Origin of the sequence: Brevundimonas sp. R86498 (genome assembly GCF_044598075.1) — a bacterium.
Taxonomy (GTDB): Bacteria; Pseudomonadota; Alphaproteobacteria; order Caulobacterales; family Caulobacteraceae; genus Brevundimonas.
This window is the reverse complement of record NZ_CP139004.1, coordinates 1,687,103-1,707,162: the sequence shown is the minus strand read 5'-3', so window position 1 is coordinate 1,707,162 and position 20,060 is coordinate 1,687,103. Positions and strand designations below refer to the sequence as shown.

The 20,060-nt window shown below is 67.6% G+C and carries 12 protein-coding genes; 3 read left to right on the top strand and 9 right to left on the bottom strand.

All coding sequences use genetic code 11. The annotated features are described in order from the left end of the window. Positions 1 to 20 precede the first annotated feature (20 nt). From SJY26_RS08350 to SJY26_RS08340, 3 genes are all read right to left on the bottom strand, one after another. Positions 21 to 1,733: a carboxylesterase/lipase family protein gene (locus tag SJY26_RS08350; protein ID WP_396595669.1), complete on the bottom strand. Its 1,713-nt coding sequence runs from the start codon at positions 1,731 to 1,733 to the stop codon at positions 21 to 23. 68 nt (positions 1,734 to 1,801) lie between these two features. Continuing rightward, positions 1,802 to 3,985: a TonB-dependent receptor gene (locus SJY26_RS08345; RefSeq protein WP_396595668.1), complete on the bottom strand. Its 2,184-nt coding sequence runs from the start codon at positions 3,983 to 3,985 to the stop codon at positions 1,802 to 1,804. Between the two features lie 131 nt (positions 3,986 to 4,116). Further along, entirely contained in the window at positions 4,117 to 5,154 is a 1,038-nt protein-coding gene (locus SJY26_RS08340) for an alpha/beta hydrolase (protein ID WP_396595667.1), read from the bottom strand. A 213-nt stretch (positions 5,155 to 5,367) separates the two neighbouring features. Between SJY26_RS08340 and SJY26_RS08335 the strand changes: the two genes are divergently transcribed. Next, on the top strand, positions 5,368 to 6,483 hold the full coding sequence (locus SJY26_RS08335) for an alpha/beta hydrolase (RefSeq protein WP_396595666.1): 1,116 nt from the start codon (positions 5,368 to 5,370) through the stop codon (positions 6,481 to 6,483). A 12-nt stretch (positions 6,484 to 6,495) separates the two neighbouring features. Then, positions 6,496 to 7,413: an alpha/beta hydrolase gene (locus SJY26_RS08330; protein ID WP_396595665.1), complete on the top strand. Its 918-nt coding sequence runs from the start codon at positions 6,496 to 6,498 to the stop codon at positions 7,411 to 7,413. 13 nt (positions 7,414 to 7,426) lie between these two features. Here the strand turns inward: SJY26_RS08330 and SJY26_RS08325 are convergent, their stop codons facing one another. The 3 genes from SJY26_RS08325 to SJY26_RS08315 all read right to left on the bottom strand — a co-directional run bounded on the left by SJY26_RS08325 (position 7,427) and on the right by SJY26_RS08315 (position 11,010). Further along, positions 7,427 to 8,764, bottom strand: a complete 1,338-nt coding sequence (locus tag SJY26_RS08325; RefSeq protein WP_396595664.1) for an MFS transporter — start codon at positions 8,762 to 8,764, stop codon at positions 7,427 to 7,429. Positions 8,765 to 8,947: 183 nt separating this feature from the next. After that, entirely contained in the window at positions 8,948 to 9,967 is a 1,020-nt protein-coding gene (locus SJY26_RS08320; RefSeq protein WP_396595663.1) for an alpha/beta hydrolase, read from the bottom strand. A 26-nt stretch (positions 9,968 to 9,993) separates the two neighbouring features. Next, complete coding sequence (locus SJY26_RS08315) at positions 9,994 to 11,010, bottom strand: alpha/beta hydrolase (RefSeq protein WP_396595662.1); 1,017 nt, start codon at positions 11,008 to 11,010, stop codon at positions 9,994 to 9,996. Between the two features lie 243 nt (positions 11,011 to 11,253). On the opposite strand from SJY26_RS08315, the gene SJY26_RS08310 reads away from it, so the two are divergent. Then, on the top strand, positions 11,254 to 12,243 hold the full coding sequence (locus tag SJY26_RS08310; protein WP_396595661.1) for a LacI family DNA-binding transcriptional regulator: 990 nt from the start codon (positions 11,254 to 11,256) through the stop codon (positions 12,241 to 12,243). Between the two features lie 26 nt (positions 12,244 to 12,269). Here the strand turns inward: SJY26_RS08310 and SJY26_RS08305 are convergent, their stop codons facing one another. From SJY26_RS08305 to SJY26_RS08295, 3 genes are all read right to left on the bottom strand, one after another. Beyond that, on the bottom strand, positions 12,270 to 13,817 hold the full coding sequence (locus tag SJY26_RS08305) for a GNAT family N-acetyltransferase (protein ID WP_396595660.1): 1,548 nt from the start codon (positions 13,815 to 13,817) through the stop codon (positions 12,270 to 12,272). A gap of 104 nt (positions 13,818 to 13,921) precedes the next feature. Beyond that, the gene (locus SJY26_RS08300) at positions 13,922 to 16,648 is read right to left on the bottom strand and encodes a Tat pathway signal sequence domain protein (protein WP_396595659.1); all 2,727 of its coding nucleotides are present in this window, start codon (positions 16,646 to 16,648) and stop codon (positions 13,922 to 13,924) included. Positions 16,649 to 16,749: 101 nt separating this feature from the next. Next, entirely contained in the window at positions 16,750 to 19,905 is a 3,156-nt protein-coding gene (locus SJY26_RS08295) for a TonB-dependent receptor (protein WP_396595658.1), read from the bottom strand. Between the last annotated feature and the right edge of the window lie 155 nt (positions 19,906 to 20,060).

Here is a 20,060-nt window from a genome sequence, read left to right as displayed (position 1 = left end):
CAGGCGGTTCGGGAGGGCGGTCAGACGACACGGGCGAGCTCGTCGCGATCCGGCGCCGAGGCCAGCCGCACGTCGGCATCGATCATCAGGCAGGCCTCGTCCGTCCCATCAAACAGACGCCACGTAGGCAGATCGGCGTGGTTCGGATCCCCCGTCCTGGCAAAGGCGGCAAAGGCGTCGGCCATCAGGCCGCTGATCCGCCTTGCCTCCCCGCCCCCGCCGGTCATCGAGGCGCAACGGTCCGTGTTGCGGAACACGAAGGGGATATCCAGACAGTGGAAGGCCCGCGGGCGGCCGTCCAGCACGGGGGTCTGCCAGGTGAACCAGTAGAGCCAAGCGGGCGCGCCCCCGCCCGCGGCCTTGGCTGCCGCCTGCTGGACGGCACTCAGACGAACGGGCGCAGAGGCGATACGCGACCAGAGATCGAAGGGCGACGCATCCGGTGTGCGGCGCCGGAAAGCCGCCACCGTCGCCGCGCCCTTGCCGGGCGCGAACCCCTCAGCCCGGCGCAGCAGTTCGGCCTCGTCCATTGCCTCGATCTCGGGCTGGTTGATGCCGCTCACGAACTCGTTGAGCGTCGAGCCCACCAGAAGGGGAACATCCCTCGACTGAGCCGGCGCATAGGGTCGGAAGGGGGCAGCGGGCAGGACATCGCCATCCACGACCGGGGCGAAGTCCACCCGGCCGGCCAGGGCGCGCACATCGACATAGCCCGGGAAGGGCGCGTTCTCCCGCGCGATCACCTTCGCCGACGCAGCCTCCAGCATTTCGTACGGCAGGCTGTGAAGCCGTCCGACCTCGGCCGGCGAGAGGCCCAGTTCCGCCAGCAGCAGGCGTGCCAGCCGACGCGCCGATGCCTGGGTGTTGAGCATGCTGAAAGAGCCGCTCATGACCGCGGCGCGATGGAACAGGCCGCGCGCCGCCGGCATCCCCATCAGGGTGCTGACCTTGGCCCCGCCGCCCGACTGGCCGAAGATCATCACGCGGTCCGGGTCACCCCCGAAGGCGGTGATATTGTCCCGCACCCATTCGAGGGCCGCGACGATGTCCAGCATGCCCACGTTGCCCGAGTGCGCATAGCGCGCATCGAATTCGGACAGGTCGAGGAAGCCGAGCAGGTTGAGGCGATGGTTCAGGCTGACCACCACCACATCATTGTGCCGCGCGAGGTTCTCGCCATCAAAGGCCGGGAGATCATGGCCGGATCCGGCGGCGTAACCCCCGCCGTGCAGCCAGACCATGACGGCGCGACGGCGGTCATCTCCGACACCCGGTGTCCAGACATTCACGCGAAGGCAGTCTTCCCCTTCGACGCTGTCGTTCCATTGGTAGATGAAGGCTTCCTCGTCGTTCAGCCGACCCGTGCCCTTGTCCTGCGGAGCCACGGGCCCGTACTGCCGCGCGCTGCGCACGCCACTCCAGGGTGTAAGAGGACGCGGCGGCAGGAAGCGGTTCTCGCCGGCGGTGGTGTCGGCGTAGGGGATGCCCTTGAAGGTCAGGACGTCGTGGCTGACATAGCCCGCGACGCGGCCGGAGCGGGTCTGGACGACGGCGATGCCGTCACCCGCCTCGATGGCGTCGCCCGCCGGGGCAGCAGGTCCAGCCTGGTGCACACCCGAGGCTCCGGCCGAGGCCGCAGACGGCAGGACAGCCTGGGCCCCGGCCACAGCCGCGCCCGTCAACACCATCCGCCGGCCGACCATGGCCCCGCCTGCTCCAAGCTTTCCGACCAAGTCGGTCTCCTCTTTCCGCCTTGATACGCAAGGACGGCGGCGCGCCGGTCGGACGCGCCGCCTCCGCCTCAGTTCAGGTCCATGCGCAGGGTGATGCCCACCGTGCGGGGACGCGGCCCCGCCAGCAGGGTCGGACCGTTGGAAGCGGTCGGTCCCCTTTCGTCGGCGAGGTTCTCGCCATAGAGCCTGACCTCATACTCGTCCCAACGGATGCCGATGGCGGCCCGGTAGAGCTGGTACGGATCCAGGGTATCGACGGTCGCATCACCGTTCTTGTTGCGCCCGACGGCCGTCATCGACGCATTGGCGAAGAAGTCGTACCGACCGAAGTTCCGATCGTAGTTGGCATCCAGACGCCAGTTGTAGGGCGGGGTGTTGATCAGATCCTCACCGTCGGCGTAGCGCGGATTGGCGGCGGCGAACTCCGGCTCAACATTCCTGAACTTGGAGTCGTTCACATTGCCGATGACGCCGAGGGTCAGGCCATCGAGCGGCGTGTCCCAGGAGGCTTCTATGTCGATACCGCGCGTGCGGGTGTCGCCCAGGTTCGCGAAGGCCGACAGACCGATCGAGGTATTGAAGGCGGCCTGAAGGTTCTTGTAGTCGATCTGGTAGACGCTGGTGGCAAGGCGCAGGGCCCCGTCGAACAGCGTGCCCTTGGTTCCGACTTCAAGGTTCAGGAGCTCGTCGGGCGTGAGGGCAATCGAGCTCGGAACGCCATCGGCGATGACGGCGTCCGCCTGGGCCTGCGACTGCAGAATGCCACTGCGGAAGCCGGTGCCGGCGTTGACGAACACCATCCAGTCCTCGGTCGGATAGTAGGCCACGTTGGCGCGCCAGGTGACCTTGTCCGGCTTGGATTCGCTGGAAACCGCCACGCCATTGGAAATCGAGTCCGAGGAGCGTGTGTCACGGAAGTACCGCAGACCGATCAGCGGAACGAGCTTGCCCCCCATCAGGTCATAGCTGACCTCCGAGAAGATCGAGGCGTTCTCGGTGCGGGTGATGGTCTCGCCGTTGAGGTTCAGCGTCGGGAAGGCGATGTTGAAGGTATAGAGCCCCTCGGCCTTCTGGTAGAAGACGCCGCCGACCGCGTGCAGCGGGCCGTCGCCCGAGGTGGCCAGCCGGAACTCGTTGACGAAGCTGTCCGAATTCCCGCCGTTGTTCAGGGTTCCGATGCCGAGCGGCGCACCGAGGTTCAGCCCCACCTGGAAGCCCCCGGGCAGCGACTTCTGATAGGAGGTTGCATTGGTCAGGGTGAAGTTTTCGAAGTCGTGGGTGATGGTGCTGGAATAGTATTCCGAACGCCGGTGATCGAAGCCGACGACATCGCCCTGGAACGACGCGTACGGCGGGTCGATCGAGTTCATCACGTTCAGATAGTCCTGGTCCGTACTGAACTTCCACGCGCGCAGACGAACACTGGTGTCGGCATTCGGCCGCCACAGCACGACGGCCTGAAGGTCCTCGGCGATGACGGTGTTGGCGTCCGTCTCGCGAGGCGTGCCGGTCGGGGCACCCGAATAGATGTCGTTGTACCCTTGCCGACGATCGTAGCCGCCGCTGAGCCGGATCCCGAGGACGTCTTCCACGATCGGGATGGAGACGGCCCCGGCGACGCGGTAGTTCGGATCACTGGCGTTGGCGGTGGTCGAGACCTCACCCTCCGCCTGGGCGGTGAAGCGGTCCAGCGTGGGGTTGCGGGTGCGATAGATGATCGTGCCGCCCATCGAGCCCGAGCCATACAGGGTCCCCTGCGGCCCACGCAGCACCTCGACCTGATCCAGATCGAAATACTGAACCGGCGGCGCGGCCTGGAAGTTGGGCACGCCGAAAGGGGTATCGTCGAGATAGTAGCCGATCATCCCGTCACCGACGGGCCCGCCGGCTCCCGAACCGCGGAACGAGAAGACGCGATAGCCGGCCCCGATTTCCTGCGCCTGGGAGGCCCCCGGGATCAGTTGCATGAGGTCCGCGCCGTCACGGACGCCACGATCCTTGAGCGTCTCCTCGGAGAAGGCCTGGATGGCCAGGGGCACGCGGTCCAGCTGCTGCGCGCCGGTCTTCAGGGCGGTGACGATGATGTCGTCGACCTGATTGGTGTCCTGATCGGATGCCGCGTCCTGGGCCCATGCCGGGGCACCCGACAGCGAGGCCGCGAGGGCCATCGCGGCCAGGCTGACACCGCGCCCCGCAAAAGCGGGTTTGCGGTGCTGCCGGCCGTGGATTGAAGCCTGAAGTCTGGTGGTCATCGTCATCGTCCTCCCCGTGTTCCGATTGCTTGTGCAATCGATTGCTTCTTTTCTTGTGCCACCGGCTTCACAGGGAAGCCGGATGGTTCTGGATGCGGGCCGCCCTTGCGGGCCCCGCGTGTCGGTACGCCTCAGGTGCTGGCAGCAGCAGGCGCGAACGCCGCCCCGAGCGCGGCTTTCCACGCCCCGGTGAAGGCCCGCGACGCGCGGGACTCCGGAGCGATGAAATCGAACCCGTGATAGGCCCCCGGCGTGAGGTGAAAGGTGGTGGGAACTCCGGCCGCGACGAGGCGGCGGGCGTATTCGATATCCTCGTCCACGAACAGGTCGAGCCCGCCCACGCCAATGAAGGCCGGGGCCAGGCCGGATACGCTCTCCAGCCGGGCCGGGACAGCCCCGTGGGGCACCGTCGGCGATCCGGCGGGCTGGCCGAGGAAGCTGGACCAGCCGAAGCGGTTGCCGGCCTCATCCCAGCCGATCGTGCCGATGAAGTCGGGCACCCGGACCGTCGAGCCGGTCCGGTCGTCCAGCATCGGATAGATCAGCACCTGATAGCACAGCGGAATCTCGCCCCGGTCGCGGGCGGAGATGGCCAGCATGGCGGCCAGGCCCCCACCGGCGCTCTCGCCCATGACGGCGATCCGCGTCCGGTCAACGCCCAGGGCCTCGGCATTGGCGTGGACATAGGCCAGAACCGCATAACAATCCTCGACCGGCCCCGGGAACGTCGTCTCGGGCGACAGGCGGTAGTCGACGTTGGCGACCACGCAATCCAGCTCGGTCGCGATGGACTGGCACATGGCCGTGGTGTCGGTCACACGCCCGACGATGAAGCCGCCGCCGTGGATGTGAATCAGCGCGGGGCGCAGACCCGCCCCCGGCCGCGCGCCGATCAGCTCGAACGGGGCGTCGGGATGGCCGGAGACGCCCGGCGCGCGCCGCTGTTCGACCGTGGCCGGCGATGGGGGCGGCGGCGTCTCGACCGGCGGAATGGACCGGATCATCGCCAGGGTTTCGCGGTTCCATTGCGGAGCCGGCCGCTCCAGAATCATCCGGGCCCCGGCCCGGAGCTCCGGATCGACGCGGGCGAGAGGATCTTGAACGGCCCGGGCGAGCGCGCGGACCGGAACACCGGACACAGCGACCGTCGCTGTCAGGGCAAGGGTCAACTCTCTTCGGCTGAGACGCATCTGTTCCACTCCCCCGGCGGCTTGAGCCGCTCTCGAAGGGGGATCATGCCGATTGCGCAATCGATTGCAAGTGCCTCACGCGAAATCGTGCAAACGATTGCACGATGCCTGTGGCTGATCTATCCCGGTGTCGGGATCGCGGTCCCGCGAGGCGACACAGAGCGCCCGGTGACAGCTGGAGAGGGAAAGAGAATGACCACCAGAAACGTTCTGACCGACTGGGCCGGCCGCATCGGCGGCCTCGCGCTCGCCAGCCTCATGGCGGGCGGGCTGGCCGCATCGGCGGCGGCGGCCCAGACCCCGAACACCGTCCGCGTCGACCCGGACGGGACGGTTCACGCGCCGGCCATGTCCGTGCCGGTCTCCGAAATGCTGAGCCCCGAGGCCCGAGCCTATGTGGCCGAGCACCTGATCCAGATGCAGCAGCCCGAGCTGCTGGCGCAGGAGAACGGGGTTCCGATCTTCATGAAACCCTATCTGGCCCGCCAGAAGGCGCTCTTCGCCCATGAACGCGTCGACACGACGATCGGCGGCGTCCCCGTTTACGACTACCGCCCCGCAGGTGGCGTCGCGCCCGGACAGCAGGGCCGGGTCCTGATCAACCTGCATGGCGGCGGCTTCATGGGCTGCTTCCCGGGCTGCGCCGAGCTGGAGTCCATGCCCCTGACCGCCCTGGGCGGCATCCGCGTCGTCGCCGTCGACTACCGGCAGGCCCCCGAGCACCGCTTCCCGGCCGCCAGCGAGGATGTCGCCTCGGTCTATGCCGAACTGCTGAAGACCTATCCAGCCGCCAACATTGGCATCTACGGCTGCTCGGCCGGCGGCATGCTGACCAGTATGTCCGTCGCCTGGTTCCAGAAGCACGACCTGCCCCGCCCCGGCGCGATCGGCATCTTCTGCGCCGGCAGCACCATGTCCAGCGCCGGCTTCGGCGGGGACGCCGACTATTTCAACGGCCCCCTCGGCGACGCCCGCATGCCCGCTCCGTGGCCGCGCCCGCAGCCGGACACAGGATCGGGCCTGCCCTATTTCGCCGGCGTTGATCTGCGGGATCCCCTGGTCTCGCCCGCCGCGTCAGACGAGGTGCTGCGCCAGTTTCCCCCGACTCTGATCATCACGGGCACCCGCGGGTTCGAGCTGAGCTCCTCGGTCTATACCCATACCCAGCTGGTCCGGCTGGGCGTCGATGCCGACCTCCATGTCTGGGAGGGCCTGTTCCACGGCTTCTTCTACAACGCCGACGTTCCCGAATCCCGTCAGGCCTATGACGTGATGCTCCGCTTCTTTGATCGTCATCTGGGGCACTAGGGTTCGCCGACGGTGACGGTAATCCCGATCCACCCTGCGCGCCTGCCCGACTTCCAGCCGCTGGAGCCGCCCTCGGGCCGGGGGCGGCTCTGGGTCCGCCCGGCCCTCGACTCGCCCGGATTCGGCCCGCGCGACCTGTTCGTCTGGCAGGCGGATGGGGCCGGCGCGGACGGGCCCTGCCCGGTGCTCTATCTCCAGGACGGCCAGAACCTGTTCGAGGCCGGGCGCGTCCCCTTCGGCGTGGCCTGGGAGATCGATCGCTGCGCCTCGGACCTGATCGACGCCGGCCGGATCCCGCCCCTCCTCGTGGTCGGGATCGCCAGCACCGGGAACCGGCTGATCGACTATGCGCCGGACGCCATCCTGTCCCGTCTGGCCCCGGACTCCCGGCACCGGATCGAGACCGCCTATGGCGGCCTGCCCGGGCCGAACGGCTATGCCGCCTTCGTGGTTGGAACGGTCAAACCCCTGATCGATCGCCTGTTCCCGACCGCGCCCGATCCGGCCTCGACGTTCATCGTCGGGTCCTCGATGGGCGGGGTCGCGGCCGTCGATATCTGGGCCCGATATCCCGGGGTCTTCGGCGGCATCGCGGCCCTGTCCGGCCATTTCAGCCTTCTGCCGGTCGGGGACCTCCCGCCCCCGCCCGAGACGTTCGTCCGGGATGTGGCCGCCGCTGTCCGGGCCTTCGCCCTCGAGCGCCTGCCCCCGGCCGGCCGCCACCGGTTCTGGCTGGACCGCAGCGAACGCGACCTCGACCAGTACTACGGCCCGGCCCACGAGGCCCTGGTCTCGGCCCTGAACCAGCTCGGCTACACCTCCGGCCAGGACATGATCTCGCGCTCCTATGCCGGCGTCGGCCACAACGAGGCCGCCTGGCGCGACCGGCTGCAGGACGTGCTGCCGTTCCTGCTCGGCCCCCGGCCCTGACGGCCTCGCCGGTCTAGAGGGCCGCCGTCGCCGGGCTCTCCGGCCGGCGCGGCTCGCGCAGCCACAGGACACAGATGCCGGCGATGGCCATGAGCACGCCCGCCAGCATCAGGGCGTTGCGCGGATCGCCGCCCAGCAGGCTGTTGAAATACAGCGGCATGGTCACCGCGTTCAGCAGCATGGGAATGACGATCATCATGTTGAAGATCCCCATATAGACCCCGGTCCGTTCCGGCGGGATGCTGCGCGCCAGGATGATATAGGGGTTGCCCATGATGCTGGCCCAGCCCAGCCCGACCCCGATGGCCGGCACAAACAGCCAGGCCTTGTCGGTGATGTGCGGGATGGCGAACATCCCGGCCCCGGCCGCCAGCAGACAGACAGCATGCGTCAGCGCCGGCCCCGCCCGACGCGCCAGCGGCACCATGGCCAGGGCCGCGACGAAGGCCACGCCATTATAGAAGCCGCCGATCTGGCCATTGTCGAGCACCGCCCGCCGGAACCCCTCGGAGACGGCATTGGTCTCGCCATAGACCGACCGGCTGATCGAATAGACCACGTAGTTCCAGTAGGCGAACATGGCGTACCACTGGAACAGGCTCATCAGCGCCAGTTTGCGCATCACCACCGGCATGGCCAGGATGGCGTTCCAGATCTCCATCAGCGTCCCGCCGACGGTCAGCTTCAGCGCCTTGATACGCGCGCGCTCCGCCTCGGTCAGGGGCAGTTCCGGCACCCGCAGGATCGACCACAGAATGGTCGTTATCGACAGGACCGCGCCGATGGTGAAGGCGGCGCGGGTAATGATCGGAATATTGTGGGAATCGACCGCATTGATGTCGAAGCCCAGCGCGTTGACCATGAAGGTCGGCGACAGATAGGCCAGCATCTGGCCAAGCCCCGTGAAGGCGCTCTGGGACAGGAAGCCGAACCCGCGCTGATCCTCCGACAGCCGGTCGCTGACATACGCCCGGTAGGGCTCCATGGTGATATTGTTCCCGGCATCCAGGATCCACAGCATGCTGACGGCCGCCAGGATGGTCGGGCTAAGCGGCATGAAGAACAGGCCGATCGAACACAGGACCGCACCGACCACGAAGTAGGGGGTGCGACGGCCCCAGCGCGACGCGGTCCGATCGCTCATGGCCCCGATCAGGGGCTGGATCAGCAGGCCGGTCAGCGGACCCGCCAGCTGCAACAGGGGAATGTTGGCGACGTCGGCCCCGAGGTAGGAATAGATCGGGGCCATATTGGCCTGCTGCAGACCGAAGCTGAACTGCAGCCCCAGAAAGCCCAGGTTCATTTCCACGATGCGCAGCAATGGCAGCCGCGGCTTCGAGACCGAGTACATTTCCGAACCTTCCCCCCGGACGTCTTGAACGACGCCTTTTTTCGTTTTCCGGGCCAGGCCACCCGGCCTTGGAGCCGGACGGTTCGCCCTTTTACGCAAACGATTGCATCAACGACCTTACGTCAGATTTCGCCGGGCGCAATGGCCTTTACAGGGTTGGCTGCAGGCCCTGTCGAAGCGGCCTCAGGGGGCCGTGCGGGCAGCCGCCCCGGCGAGCGAACGGGTCAGCCACGCATGCATCAGGCCAAGCCACTGGCCGGCCGGAGCGTTGACCGGCCCCAGCCCGAACCCATGCCCGCCCTCCTCGACCAGATGCGCCTCGGCGGGCACGCCGGCACGACGCAGGGCGGCCAGCATCAGCAGACTGTTCTCCGGCGGAACCGCCTCATCGTCGAGGGCGTGCACGAGGAACACCGGCGGTGTGGTCGCGCTGACCTGATGATCGGGAGAGCGTCTGACGATCGCCTCCGGAGCCGGGTCCGGCCCCAGCAGCGACAGGGCCGTCTGCGGATTGGTCTGCGCCGGGTCCAGGGTGATCACCGGATAGATCAGGGCCGCCGCATCGGGCCGGGCGCTCAGCGCGTCGACCGCATCGCGCGGAGCATGAACGATCTCCCCGTATCCGGTGGCGAGGGTTGCAGCCAGATGGCCGCCGGCCGAATAGCCCAGCACCGCAACATGATCCGGCCGGACCTCGAAGCGCGCCGCATTCGCCCGGATGACGCGGACCGCGCGCTGGGCGTCCTGCAGGGGCACGTCCGACCGCCCGGTCCAGCCCTCGCCGGGCAGCCGGTGGATCAGGACGAAAACGGTGTAGCCCAGCGCCGCCAGGGCCTCGGCGGTCTCGGCCCCCTCGTGCGTCCGGACCAGAAACGTATAGGCGCCGCCCGGGATGACCAGTACGGCCGCGCCATTGCTGACCTGCGGCCGGAACACATGAAGCGTCGGCCGGGCCACGTTGCGGAAAAAGCCCGGCGGGAAATCGGCGGCGAGTGGCTGGGCCTCAAAGCCCTCTCCCGGCACTGGCCCCGACCAGAGGTCGATGACCTCGGCATCACGCCAACTCTGCGGGAGCGGTCCGAGCGCCTGTCGGGCGCTCAGGGCCGGCCGCTGGGCCAGCGCCTGCGAGAACGGCGCGAAGGCCGCGACCAACCCGAGGGCCAGACGCCGCGTCAGGGTCGGGCCGCGCGCGGAGGTGATCATGGGGCGGTCTCCGGACACAGAAGCGGTCACAGCGGGGCGAAGGCGGTCGCGAGGGCCTCCTGCCACGCTGCGGTGAAGGCGCGCGAGACCCGGGCCTCGGGGACGACGAAGTCGAAGGCGTGGAAGGCGCCCGGCACCACCCGCAGGGTGGTGGGGACCCCGGCGTTCACGAGGCGGCGCGCATAGGTCATGTCTTCATCGACGAACAGGTCCAGCGCCCCCACACCGATGAAGGCGGGGGCCAAGCCGGAGAGGTCCTCCACCCGGGCCGGAACGGCACCGGCCGGCGGAGCCCCCGCCTCCCCGCCCAGAAAGGCGCTCCAGCTAAAGGCGTTGGCCTCGGCCGACCAGCCGATGGCCCCGATCGGACCCGAGGGGGTGGTCGAGGGCCCCGTGCGGTCATCCAGCATCGGATAGATCAGAACCTGAAGACAGATCGGCAGCTCGCCCCGGTCACGCGCCATCAGGGCCAGCAGGGCGGCGTGCCCGCCCCCCGCGCTCTCGCCCATGACGGCGATCCGGCGACGATCGACACCCAGCTCATCCGCGTTGCGATAGACCCAGTCCAGCGCGGCGTAGTTGTCTTCCACCGGGCCCGGGAACGGCGTGTCCGGAGCCAGCCGATAGTCCACATTGACCACCAGACAGTCGAACTGCGCGGCGATCCCCTGGCAGAAGGCGGTTGAATGCGCGGCCCGGCCCGAGATCAATCCCCCGCCGTGCATGTGGATGAGGGCGGGCCGGACCCGACCCGGGGCGGACCGGCCGATCAGCTCGACCGCCACATCCGGATGCCCTCGCCGTCCCGGGATCTGCCGACGCTCGGGCTGTGCAGCAGGATGCGGCAGGGCGGGCGGGACGGGCCAGAGCCCGCGCACCTCGGACAGGTTTTCCCGCGTGATCCTGAGGACCGGCTCGTCAAGGATTTGCCTGGCGGCGGGCCGGAGCTCGGGATCGACGGCAGAAAGAACCACGTCCGCATCCCGGCCGGCGCGCACCGGTGCCGCTCCGATGGATATCGTCCGGCACTCAAGGGTCATCATGGTTTCGCTTCCTGCACCGTCCGTCGCGCTCTCTGGCGCAATCGATTGCAAACAATAGGGCCTTCTCCTCCGCGGGCAAGTCTTCGCGAGGATGGGCCGAGCTGTGGGGGCACCGATGCGCAGCACGGCGAGGGCCGCACGCGCGCAGTGCAACCGTTGCGGACCGGCTGCGGTGCGCTATGGAAAGCCATGGCCAGCAATCGGCGCACTCCTCCGACCCGCACTCCGGGTGCAACGCTCAAGATGGCGGACATCGCCCGGCTGGCCGGTGTCGCGACCTCGACGGTCTCGCGTGCCCTCGCCGAGAGTCCGATGATCCCGCTGGAGACCCGTCGCGAGATCCAGCGGATCGCCGCCGAGAACGGCTATGTCATCAACCTCAGCGCCCAGAGACTGCGGTCCAGCCGCACCCGGACCATCTGCGTCGCCATCCCGCTCGGCCATGAGACGGACCAGCTGATCTCGGACCCGTTCTTTCTGGAGCTGTTCGGTCATATCGCCGACGAAGTTTCCGCCCGGCAGTTCGACGTGCTCCTGTCCCGCATTCCCTCGCCGAAACCGGGCTGGCTGACCAACCACGTCCAGTCGCAGAAGGCCGACGGCTATATCGTCGTGGGTCAGAGCGACCAGCACGAGGAAATCAACCAGGCCGCCCGGACCTTCCTGCCCCTGGTCGTCTGGGGGGCCCACCTCCCGGAACAGGCCTATTGCTCGGTCGGCTCTGACAATATCGGTGGAGCCAGGGCGGCGGTCGACACCCTGCTGGCGGCGGGCCGCAAGCGGATCGTCTTCCTGGGCGCCGCCGCCCTGCCCGAGATCCAGCGTCGGCTCGAGGGCTATGAGGCGGCGCTGCACCGCGCCGGCATCCCCCTCGATCCCGTCCTCGTCCAGCCGGCCCATTTCACCGGAGACACGGCCCTCGCGGCGGTCCAGAGCCTGATCATGCGCGGCGTGCAGTTCGACGCCATCTTCGCCGCCTCGGACGTGATCGCGCTCGGGGCCCTGCGCGCGCTGCAGGCCAGCGGCCTGACCGTCCCGGGCGATGTCTCGGTCGTCGGCTTCGATGACCTGCCGCTGGCGGAACACGCCCACCCCCGCCTGACGACGGTGCATCAGGATCTCAAGCGGGGGGCCGCTGCCCTGGTCGAGTTCCTCTTCCGGCGCATGGACGGCGAGGAGACACCCTCCGCAACCCTCCCGGTCCGGATCATTGAACGCGACTCGGTGTCCTGACGGGTGGATCCGGGCACCCGGGTGCCCTAGCCCCTGTCGGTCCAGACCGTCTTGTAGAGGTCGAAGCGGCGATCGCGCAGATTGCGCACGGTGCCTTGCGACTTCGCCCAGGCCAGGTCCGACAGATCCAGATCGGCGACCGTCACCGTCTCGACATTCTCCGACGCCTCGGCCGCCACGCCATCCCGCGCGAAGGGGAAGTCGCACGGCGTCAGGATGCAGGACTGGGCGTATTGGATGTCCATGTTCTCGACATTCGGCAGGTTGCCGACATTGCCCGACAGGATGACGTAGCACTGGTTCTCGATGGCCCGCGCCTGCGAGCAGTAACGGACCCGCAGATACCCCTGCCGGTTGTCGGTGCAGAACGGCACGAACAGGAGCCTCGCCCCCTCGTCCACCAGCCGCCGCGCCAGCTCCGGGAACTCGGAGTCGTAACAGATCAGCACCCCGATCGGCCCGCAGTCGGTCGGGATGGCGTGCACCCGGTCGCCGCCCTTGATGTTCCACCAGTGCCGCTCGTTCGGCGTCGGATGGATCTTCTCCTGCTCATGGACCGAGCCGTCCCTCAGGAAGACATAGGCGACGTTCTGGATGTCGCCGTCATCGGTCTGGGTCGGGTGGGAGCCGCCGATAATGTTGATGTTGTACTCGACCGCCATCTTGCGCATGGCCTCGACGAAGCGCGGCGTATAGCGGGTAAGGGCCTCGATGGACTCGACAGGGGACAGCTTCTTCTTTTCCAGCGACAGAAGCTGGAGGGTGAACAGCTCGGGAAACACCACGAAATCAGACCGGTAGTCCGAGGTCACATCGACGAAATATTCGATGTTGGAGATGAACTCCTCGAAACTGGCGACCTTGCGCGCCTGCAGCTGCACCGTCGCCACCCGCACTGTCTCCTTGACCGCGAAGGCCGCCCCCCGCCCATGGGTCTCGGCGTAGTACGGATTGCGCCAGACCATGTGGGCCGCGTGGCCCATCGAGGCCGTATCCGAGGTCAGATAGTTCTCCAGCACCCCGATCGGCTCGAAGCCCGCCCGCATGTGAAACCCGATCACCGGATCGTTCAGCTTCCTCGCCGTGACCGCGTCCAGATACTCCCGCGCATCGGGGTATGCCGCCTTTCGCCGCGCCAGCCCCGGCATGCGTCCGCCAAACACAATGCCGCGCAGGTTCTGGGCCTCGCACAGGTCGCGGCGCGCGTCGTACAACCGCTGGCCGATGCGCAGCCGGCGCCGGTCGGGGTCGACGCACACCTCCATGCCGTAGAGCCAGTCCCCGACCGGATCGTGCCGCGCGGCATAGCCCCCGCCCGTGATCTGGGTCCAGGTGTGGGGCGACATTGCGGTCTTTTCGTCGATGCGGAAGCCGGCGGCATAGCCGACGATCTCGTCGGCATATTCCACGACGAACTGCCCATCCGGAAAGGCGGCAATCTGTCCGCGAAGCATGCCGCGGGTCAGCCCGGGCATGTCCTTGTAGACCTTGCCCACCAGGGTTGCGATGGCGTCCACATCGGCAAGGTTCGCATTGCGGATGGTGAGGACGGCGGGCTTGTTCGGTTGTTTCATGCGGGGGTGAACGCACGGCAGCGGCGGCGGATCAACCCCGGCACCGCGCTTTCGTACCGTTACCGGGGTGGCGTACGGTCACACAGACCCGCCCACCCGCGGGCCTATCGGGGCCCTTCCTCCGGCAGTCCAACCGCATCGAGGGCGTCAGGGATCAGCGCCAGGGTCTGGATGGCCGTCAGGCTCCACTGGGAGACGCCATTGGTCGACATGCCGGGATCCTCGTCGACGGGGTGCAGCACCGCCTCCCCCTCGACCCGCCGCAGACGCGACTGCGGCCCCAGATCCTCGAAGTGACCCGCAGCGAGGAACTCGTTCGCGGCGCGACGCGCGAGCGCCGGATCCTGGAGCTGGCGCGCCGCCCAAGCCGTCAGGCGGGCATGGGCCTGGGGCAGGCCGCGGTTGCCGACACGGGTGCCCAGATACGCTTCCAGTTCAGCCGCGGGCGCATTGTACCAGACGCAGTACTCCAGCCACGCGGCCCTGTAGGCCGGCACATCCACCAGCCGCAGCAGTTCCGAATGGGTCTCGACCGCCCCGAACACAGCGTTCAGGTGGGAAATGCCCGTCCCCGGATTGGCGCTGATAAAGCGGCCGCTGCGGATATCGTAGTGGCCGCCGCCATGGAACCAGCGCCGCGGAAGGGCCGCCAGACTGGTCATGCCGGTGACGATCCGGTCCCGCCAGCGCCGGTCACCGGTCCGCTCCCACTCTGTCATCCAGGCCGCGAGGAAGGAGCTCCAGTCCGTGCCGAAGCCGGCATCGACGACGGGGCCGCCGGGCGCGGGATCATCCGGCGCTGGCCGTTTGCGCCGGATCTGGACCCGCGTCAGGGTCTCGTCCGACCCCACGAGCGATCTCATCAGATCGCCCACCCGCTCGTCGGCGGTCAGATAGTAGTAGATGCGGCGGAACGCGGCGTTGCTGACCCGCGGCTGTTTGGAGCTGTCGCCCCAGTGCTGGACCCCGTGACGGGTGCCAAAGCCCCGGTGCGGACCGATGTGATAGCAGTCGACCTCGCTGGAGTGCCGGGTCATGGCCTCGGCCATGCGGAACACATCCGCCCGGCCGGTGCGCAGAAATCCGTACCAGAGCCACAGATCCGGCGAGAGCTCGGAGTTGGCCCAGGCGTAGCCGCCGATATCGTAACGCCATTCGTGCCGGTCGGCGTCATAGCTGTGCATGACATCGCCATAGTTCCAGAATCCGTACCAGCCGCGCTGGTCGATCTGATCCCGGTACAGGTCCAGCAGGCCCTCCAGCCGATCCTCCAGCCGGGCCCGCAGAGGGGTGGACCGGTCCGGCAAGGTCCAGTCACCGAAGACCTCGACCGCGCGAAGCCGGGCGGGCGAGCAGACCAGACGCGGCGGTGTTTCCACGCCCCGCGCCATGGCCGACAGGGTCTCGCGCGGCGGGGTCGCGGTGAGCGCCCACAGGGTCAGCTCGCTGGTCCGGGCGATGCCGTACGGCGTGCCCCAGCCGGCCTCATAATCCTCGTAGGTGATCTCGAGGCCCTGGTTCTCGGCCGCATGGTCGGTCATGCCCAGACCGTCGTGATAGAAGCGCAGGTCCATCGCCGGCGCGTCCGGTGACCACAGCCATGCCGTGACCGTCGCCTCGTCTTCGGCGGCTCCGCGCACGTCCAGCCGCGACGGCCCCGCCTTCCAGAAATTGGCCAGCCCCAGCGCGACACCGCCGGAGACACCCCCCGCGTAGACCAGTCCCGGCGCGCGTTCGCCGGACTGGGCGTCGATCCAGCCGTGACCCTCTTTCGTCCGCTTGCGGATGGCGAACCCGTCGGCCGTCGGCTGCGACAGGGTAAAGTCGCCCCAGGCCGGGATCAGGTCGAGACGATCGCGCACGCGCGGGTCCATCTGCTCCAGCGGCGGGATCGGCAGGCCGGCGATCTGGGCCGCGCGATAGTCCGCGCCTGGGTCACGTCGCAGACCCGTCAGCGGCCGAACCGCCTCGGCCCACAGCCCCTCACCCCGCCCCCCGAAGCGGACATGGCGCTCGTACAGGGGATCACGCATCGGCACGGTGGCCTGGACCCCGATGCCGCGGATGAAGTCCGTCTTCTCGTCACCGTCGAAGATGAAGCTGTGCACGATCCGCACGGCCTCGCCGCCGGCGTGGAAATACAGTCGCACGGTGAAGGGGAGCCACGCCCGGTCGCCCGACCGGTGCCGCCCCTCCAGCCGCACGACTGCGCGGACCGGCCCCGACTGTTCGACGGCGACCGACTGGACCTCGCTGAGATAGCGCTCCTGGCGCAGGGGCGTGGTCTCTGACAGCTCCGGGCCGTCCTGACGCAGACAGACCAGTTGCAGATCCCGCAGGACCTCGCGACCGTCGTTCGTCGCACGGCGGATCAGGGAGGGGCCCGAGAGGGGCACCGACCAGTGCAGCGGACCGGTCTCGATCTCGATGCCGGTCGCGTGGCTCCGGACGGACAGCGGCAGGGCCGGGGCAGCGGGGCGCCCCGGTTCCACCCTGAGGGACGCCGCCGGCGCGGACGACGCCTCCAGGGCATGCCCGGTCCATTTGAGTGACCCGTCCGGCCAGTAGGCGAGCGGCCATGTCTGCAACGGGACCGATGCGCCGGCGGTGTCGATCGCAGCGAAAGTCCGTCCGGGCCGGTGCAGCCCCTGCGGCCAGGGCACCCCCCACGTCTGGCCCTCATGCCGAACCGGGGCCTCGCCATCCAGCCAGTGAAGCTCCGTAGCCAGCGGCGTGTCGCGCTGTGCCGCCACTGCCGGAGCCCCGGCCGCCCCCGCCATTGCCGAAGTCGCGGCCGAGGCGACGAGGAAGCGGCGGGTGATGGCAGTCATGGGGATCCGATCGCACTGCAGGCGGACGTCGAATGTCCCGGGGAAAAGGGGACGGCGGACCCGGGGATCCGCCGTCAGTCGTCTCCGGGAGGAAAGGCGCTCTAGTAACGGTAGGTCAGGCCCGCAAAGTAACGGCGGCCCGAATAGACATCCTCGACAAGCCGGGCGGAGCCATTGGTGCTGCGCTCGTTTTCACCCGTCATGTTCCGCGCCTCGACGAAGACCGTCAGATTGTCGCCGAACTTGTAGGCCGCTCGGCCGTCCAGATAGCCGGTCTCGTCGCGGTAGACCGGATTGCCCCGGGCATCGCGTGCTGTCTGCAGGTAACCACTGCGGGCATTGTAGGCGAGACGGGCGTTGATTGGCCCCTTATCGTAGTAGACGACCACATTATAGGTGTGGGTTGAAAGGCCGGGGAACGACAGCTCCTCCTGGGTCAGCGAGGAGAACAGACCGACGTCCTTGGCTTCGCTGTAGGTGTAGTTGACGATGCCGCCCAAGCCGTCGAACGGCGACGGCAGGAAGGTGAAGGCCGTCTGGGCCGACAGTTCAACGCCTTGGATCTTGGCCCCGTTGCCGTTGATCCGCTGGGTGACGTCAAACAGCGTCCCGTCGCCGAACAGGTCCACATCCTGGACCACGATCGGCCCGACCACGAAGGACTCGATGTTCTTGTAGAAGAATCCGGCGTTGATGAGGGTGTCGCGGTTCTTGAACCAGCCGATGTTCAGATCGAACTGGTCGGCGCGGTAGGGCTCAAGGGCGGGGTTGCCGGCCGAGCAGACGTCCTCGAGGTCGTCCGTCAGACCGATGGCCGTCCGGTTGAAGGTGCAGGTTGCGGCGGGCACCAGGAAGGTCGGGTTGGGACGGGCCAGAACCTTGGCGTAGCCGAAGCGCGCGACGATTTCATCGGTAACGTCCAGCGCAACGTTGAAGGTCGGCAGCCAGTCCTCGTACTCGTTCTCCAGCGTGACGATGGTGGTACCGAGATTGCTGGTGACCGTCGTCCCCGGCGTGGTCACGCTGTCGACGGTTTCGCGCTGAAGATAGGCCCCGGTCGCATCCAGGATGGTCTTGGTATAGCGGACGCCGAAGTTGCCGCTGACCGGCATGTTCCAGATCTCGCCGGCCCAGCTGGCCTGGGCATAGGCAGCATGAACCGCCTCGACGACATCGATCGAAGGAATCTGGTCGAACTCACCGACCAGAACGCCCGCTGCCGTGTAGCCGGGAGCCCGCCGGATGTTCTCGCGGTCGAACAGCGACAGATCCAGCCCGGCATTGTCGCGGGTCAGACCGAAGCTGGGCGCGAACCAGCCGCTTGGCAGAGCGATCCCCGGATCATCGCGGCCGCCTTCGTAGAAGTTGGTCGGGGTCGTCTGGGAAATCTGGCCGAGCAGCGCGACAAGGTTGGCCGCCGTGTATGCGGTGTTATAGGCGGGCGGCAGAGTCAGGGGGTTGAAGACCGCAGCCCCGTTGGCCGTCGCCGTCGGCGTCAGGACCAGGTTGTGACGCGCCCGCGCGCCCTGGACGATGGTGCCGTCCGGCCGGGTATAGCCGCCGACCGCATACTGCAGCGTGCCGGCCGAGCGATACTGGTAACCGCTCTCGAACTTGGTGAAGAAGCCGGAGTCGGTGACATAGTCCACGTCCAGCTTGACCGTATCCTCATTGGTTTCGGTCTCGGTCGGCTCATAGTTCACGACCACGGCCGTGGTCGCATAGTTGGTTCCGGCCCCGTTGTTGGCGAAGATGCCATAGGTCGCCGGATCATTCGGATCATACCCGGCCGGGAAGGTGAAGGCCGGCACGCCCCGGTCCGACAGATCCACGCGGATGTTCGGGATGGACGCGTTGAAGGTGACAGAGTTGCTGTCGCTGTTGGCCTCACCCGTCGTGTGGGCGACGACGCCGTCGACCGTCAGGTTGTCACTCTTCCACTGAAAACCGCCCGAGAAATACTGCGAACGATAGGTGTAGTCGAAGGCCCGGTTCTGCGTGCTGAAGATGTTTGCGGCACCCGCTGTGGAACTGGTCGAGCGGGCCGCGGTATTGAAGCCGACCACATTGTGATCTGCGTCCACAGTCGCCGCCAGCGTCCCCGAGTTGGCGATGGGCGTACCCGTGCGGGAATAGGTGATCGCGTTCATACGCGATTGCGCGGTCACATCGACGGTGTAGTTGAAGTCCGTCAGGTGTTGCTGACGGTCGTTGATCGTATAGTCGGCGAAGACCGACAGCTGATCATTGACGCGGAACTGGGCCGACAGGTTGGCCGAGGTACGCTGATCTTCGCGCTCCCACAGGCCATAGCGGGGGATGGCGGGAACGTAGTCGTTCCACTGGGCCAGACACTCCTGGATCGCGACCCGGCCGCTGGCCGTGCTGGCGTCCGTCGGGCACGCCGCCTTGCTCGTGGCCGAAGCATAGTCCGGATCGACAAACGTGCGGTCCGGCGAGTTGTCGTAGTCGCCCGAGGCCGTCACCACGCCGAGGTTCGAAGCGGCTCCACCGACCGTGGTCGGATAGATCCGCCAGTTGGTGCCCCGCAGGAAATCACCACGGGTGTCATTTTCGTCGCGGGTGACATTGACGATCACGCCCAGACGGTCATCGAGGAATTTGGTCCCGGCGGTGATGTTGCCGCGGAACTTGGTCGATTCCATCAGATCGAAATACTGCCCGGAGGCCGAGACCGACAGCAGGGGACCGGTCAGGTCCAGCGGGCGCCGGGTGCGGATGCTTACCGTGCCACCGACGCCGCCTTCGGTCATGTCCGCGGTAAAGCCCTTGAACACATCGATCGAGGCGATCAGCTCGGACGCCAGCTCCTGGAAGCTGGCACCGCGGGCCCCCGAGCCATTATTGTTCAGCACGCTCAGGCCATTGATCTCGACCCGGTTCAGGTCGGGCTCGACGCCGCGGATACTGATCTGGCTGCCCTCGCCGAGGTCGCGGGTCAGCGACACACCGGTGATGCGCTGCAGGGCCTCACCAACGTTCTTGTCGGGAAACTGGGACACGTCCTCGGCGACGATGGAGTCCACCGTCGTACTGGCGTTGCGCTTGCGATCGATCGCCGACTGCAGGCTGGCGCGCGTTCCGGTAACAACGATCTCGTCGACTTCGGTTGAGTCGGACTGGGCCGGTGCCGTCTGGGCCTGGGCCCCGCCGGCGATCCCGAAGGCCAGAAGACCGATCACGGAAAACGACGCTGCGCCCATGGCCGTTCGACGTGTGGTTTTTGATTTCGACATTGCTGCCCCCTTGTTGCGGTCCGCGTATCCATGAACACAGCCCGTCCGCTCTTGGGGTCGGTTTGGCGCAGTGTTCGCCCTGTCGCGTCCGACTTCGCGTGCAGCGTAGTTCGTAGTCGACGAAGCTGACGATAATGTCATATGGTGACATGTCA

Coding starts and splice junctions, on each gene's coding strand:
- SJY26_RS08345 (WP_396595668.1), bottom strand. CDS start 3,985: ATGACCACCAGACTTCAGGCTTCAATCCACGGCCGGCAGCACCGCAAA.
- SJY26_RS08335 (WP_396595666.1), top strand. CDS start 5,368: ATGACCACCAGAAACGTTCTGACCGACTGGGCCGGCCGCATCGGCGGC.
- SJY26_RS08325 (WP_396595664.1), bottom strand. CDS start 8,764: ATGTACTCGGTCTCGAAGCCGCGGCTGCCATTGCTGCGCATCGTGGAA.
- SJY26_RS08320 (WP_396595663.1), bottom strand. CDS start 9,967: ATGATCACCTCCGCGCGCGGCCCGACCCTGACGCGGCGTCTGGCCCTC.
- SJY26_RS08315 (WP_396595662.1), bottom strand. CDS start 11,010: ATGATGACCCTTGAGTGCCGGACGATATCCATCGGAGCGGCACCGGTG.
- SJY26_RS08310 (WP_396595661.1), top strand. CDS start 11,254: ATGGCGGACATCGCCCGGCTGGCCGGTGTCGCGACCTCGACGGTCTCG.
- SJY26_RS08305 (WP_396595660.1), bottom strand. CDS start 13,817: ATGAAACAACCGAACAAGCCCGCCGTCCTCACCATCCGCAATGCGAAC.
- SJY26_RS08300 (WP_396595659.1), bottom strand. CDS start 16,648: ATGACTGCCATCACCCGCCGCTTCCTCGTCGCCTCGGCCGCGACTTCG.
- SJY26_RS08295 (WP_396595658.1), bottom strand. CDS start 19,905: ATGTCGAAATCAAAAACCACACGTCGAACGGCCATGGGCGCAGCGTCG.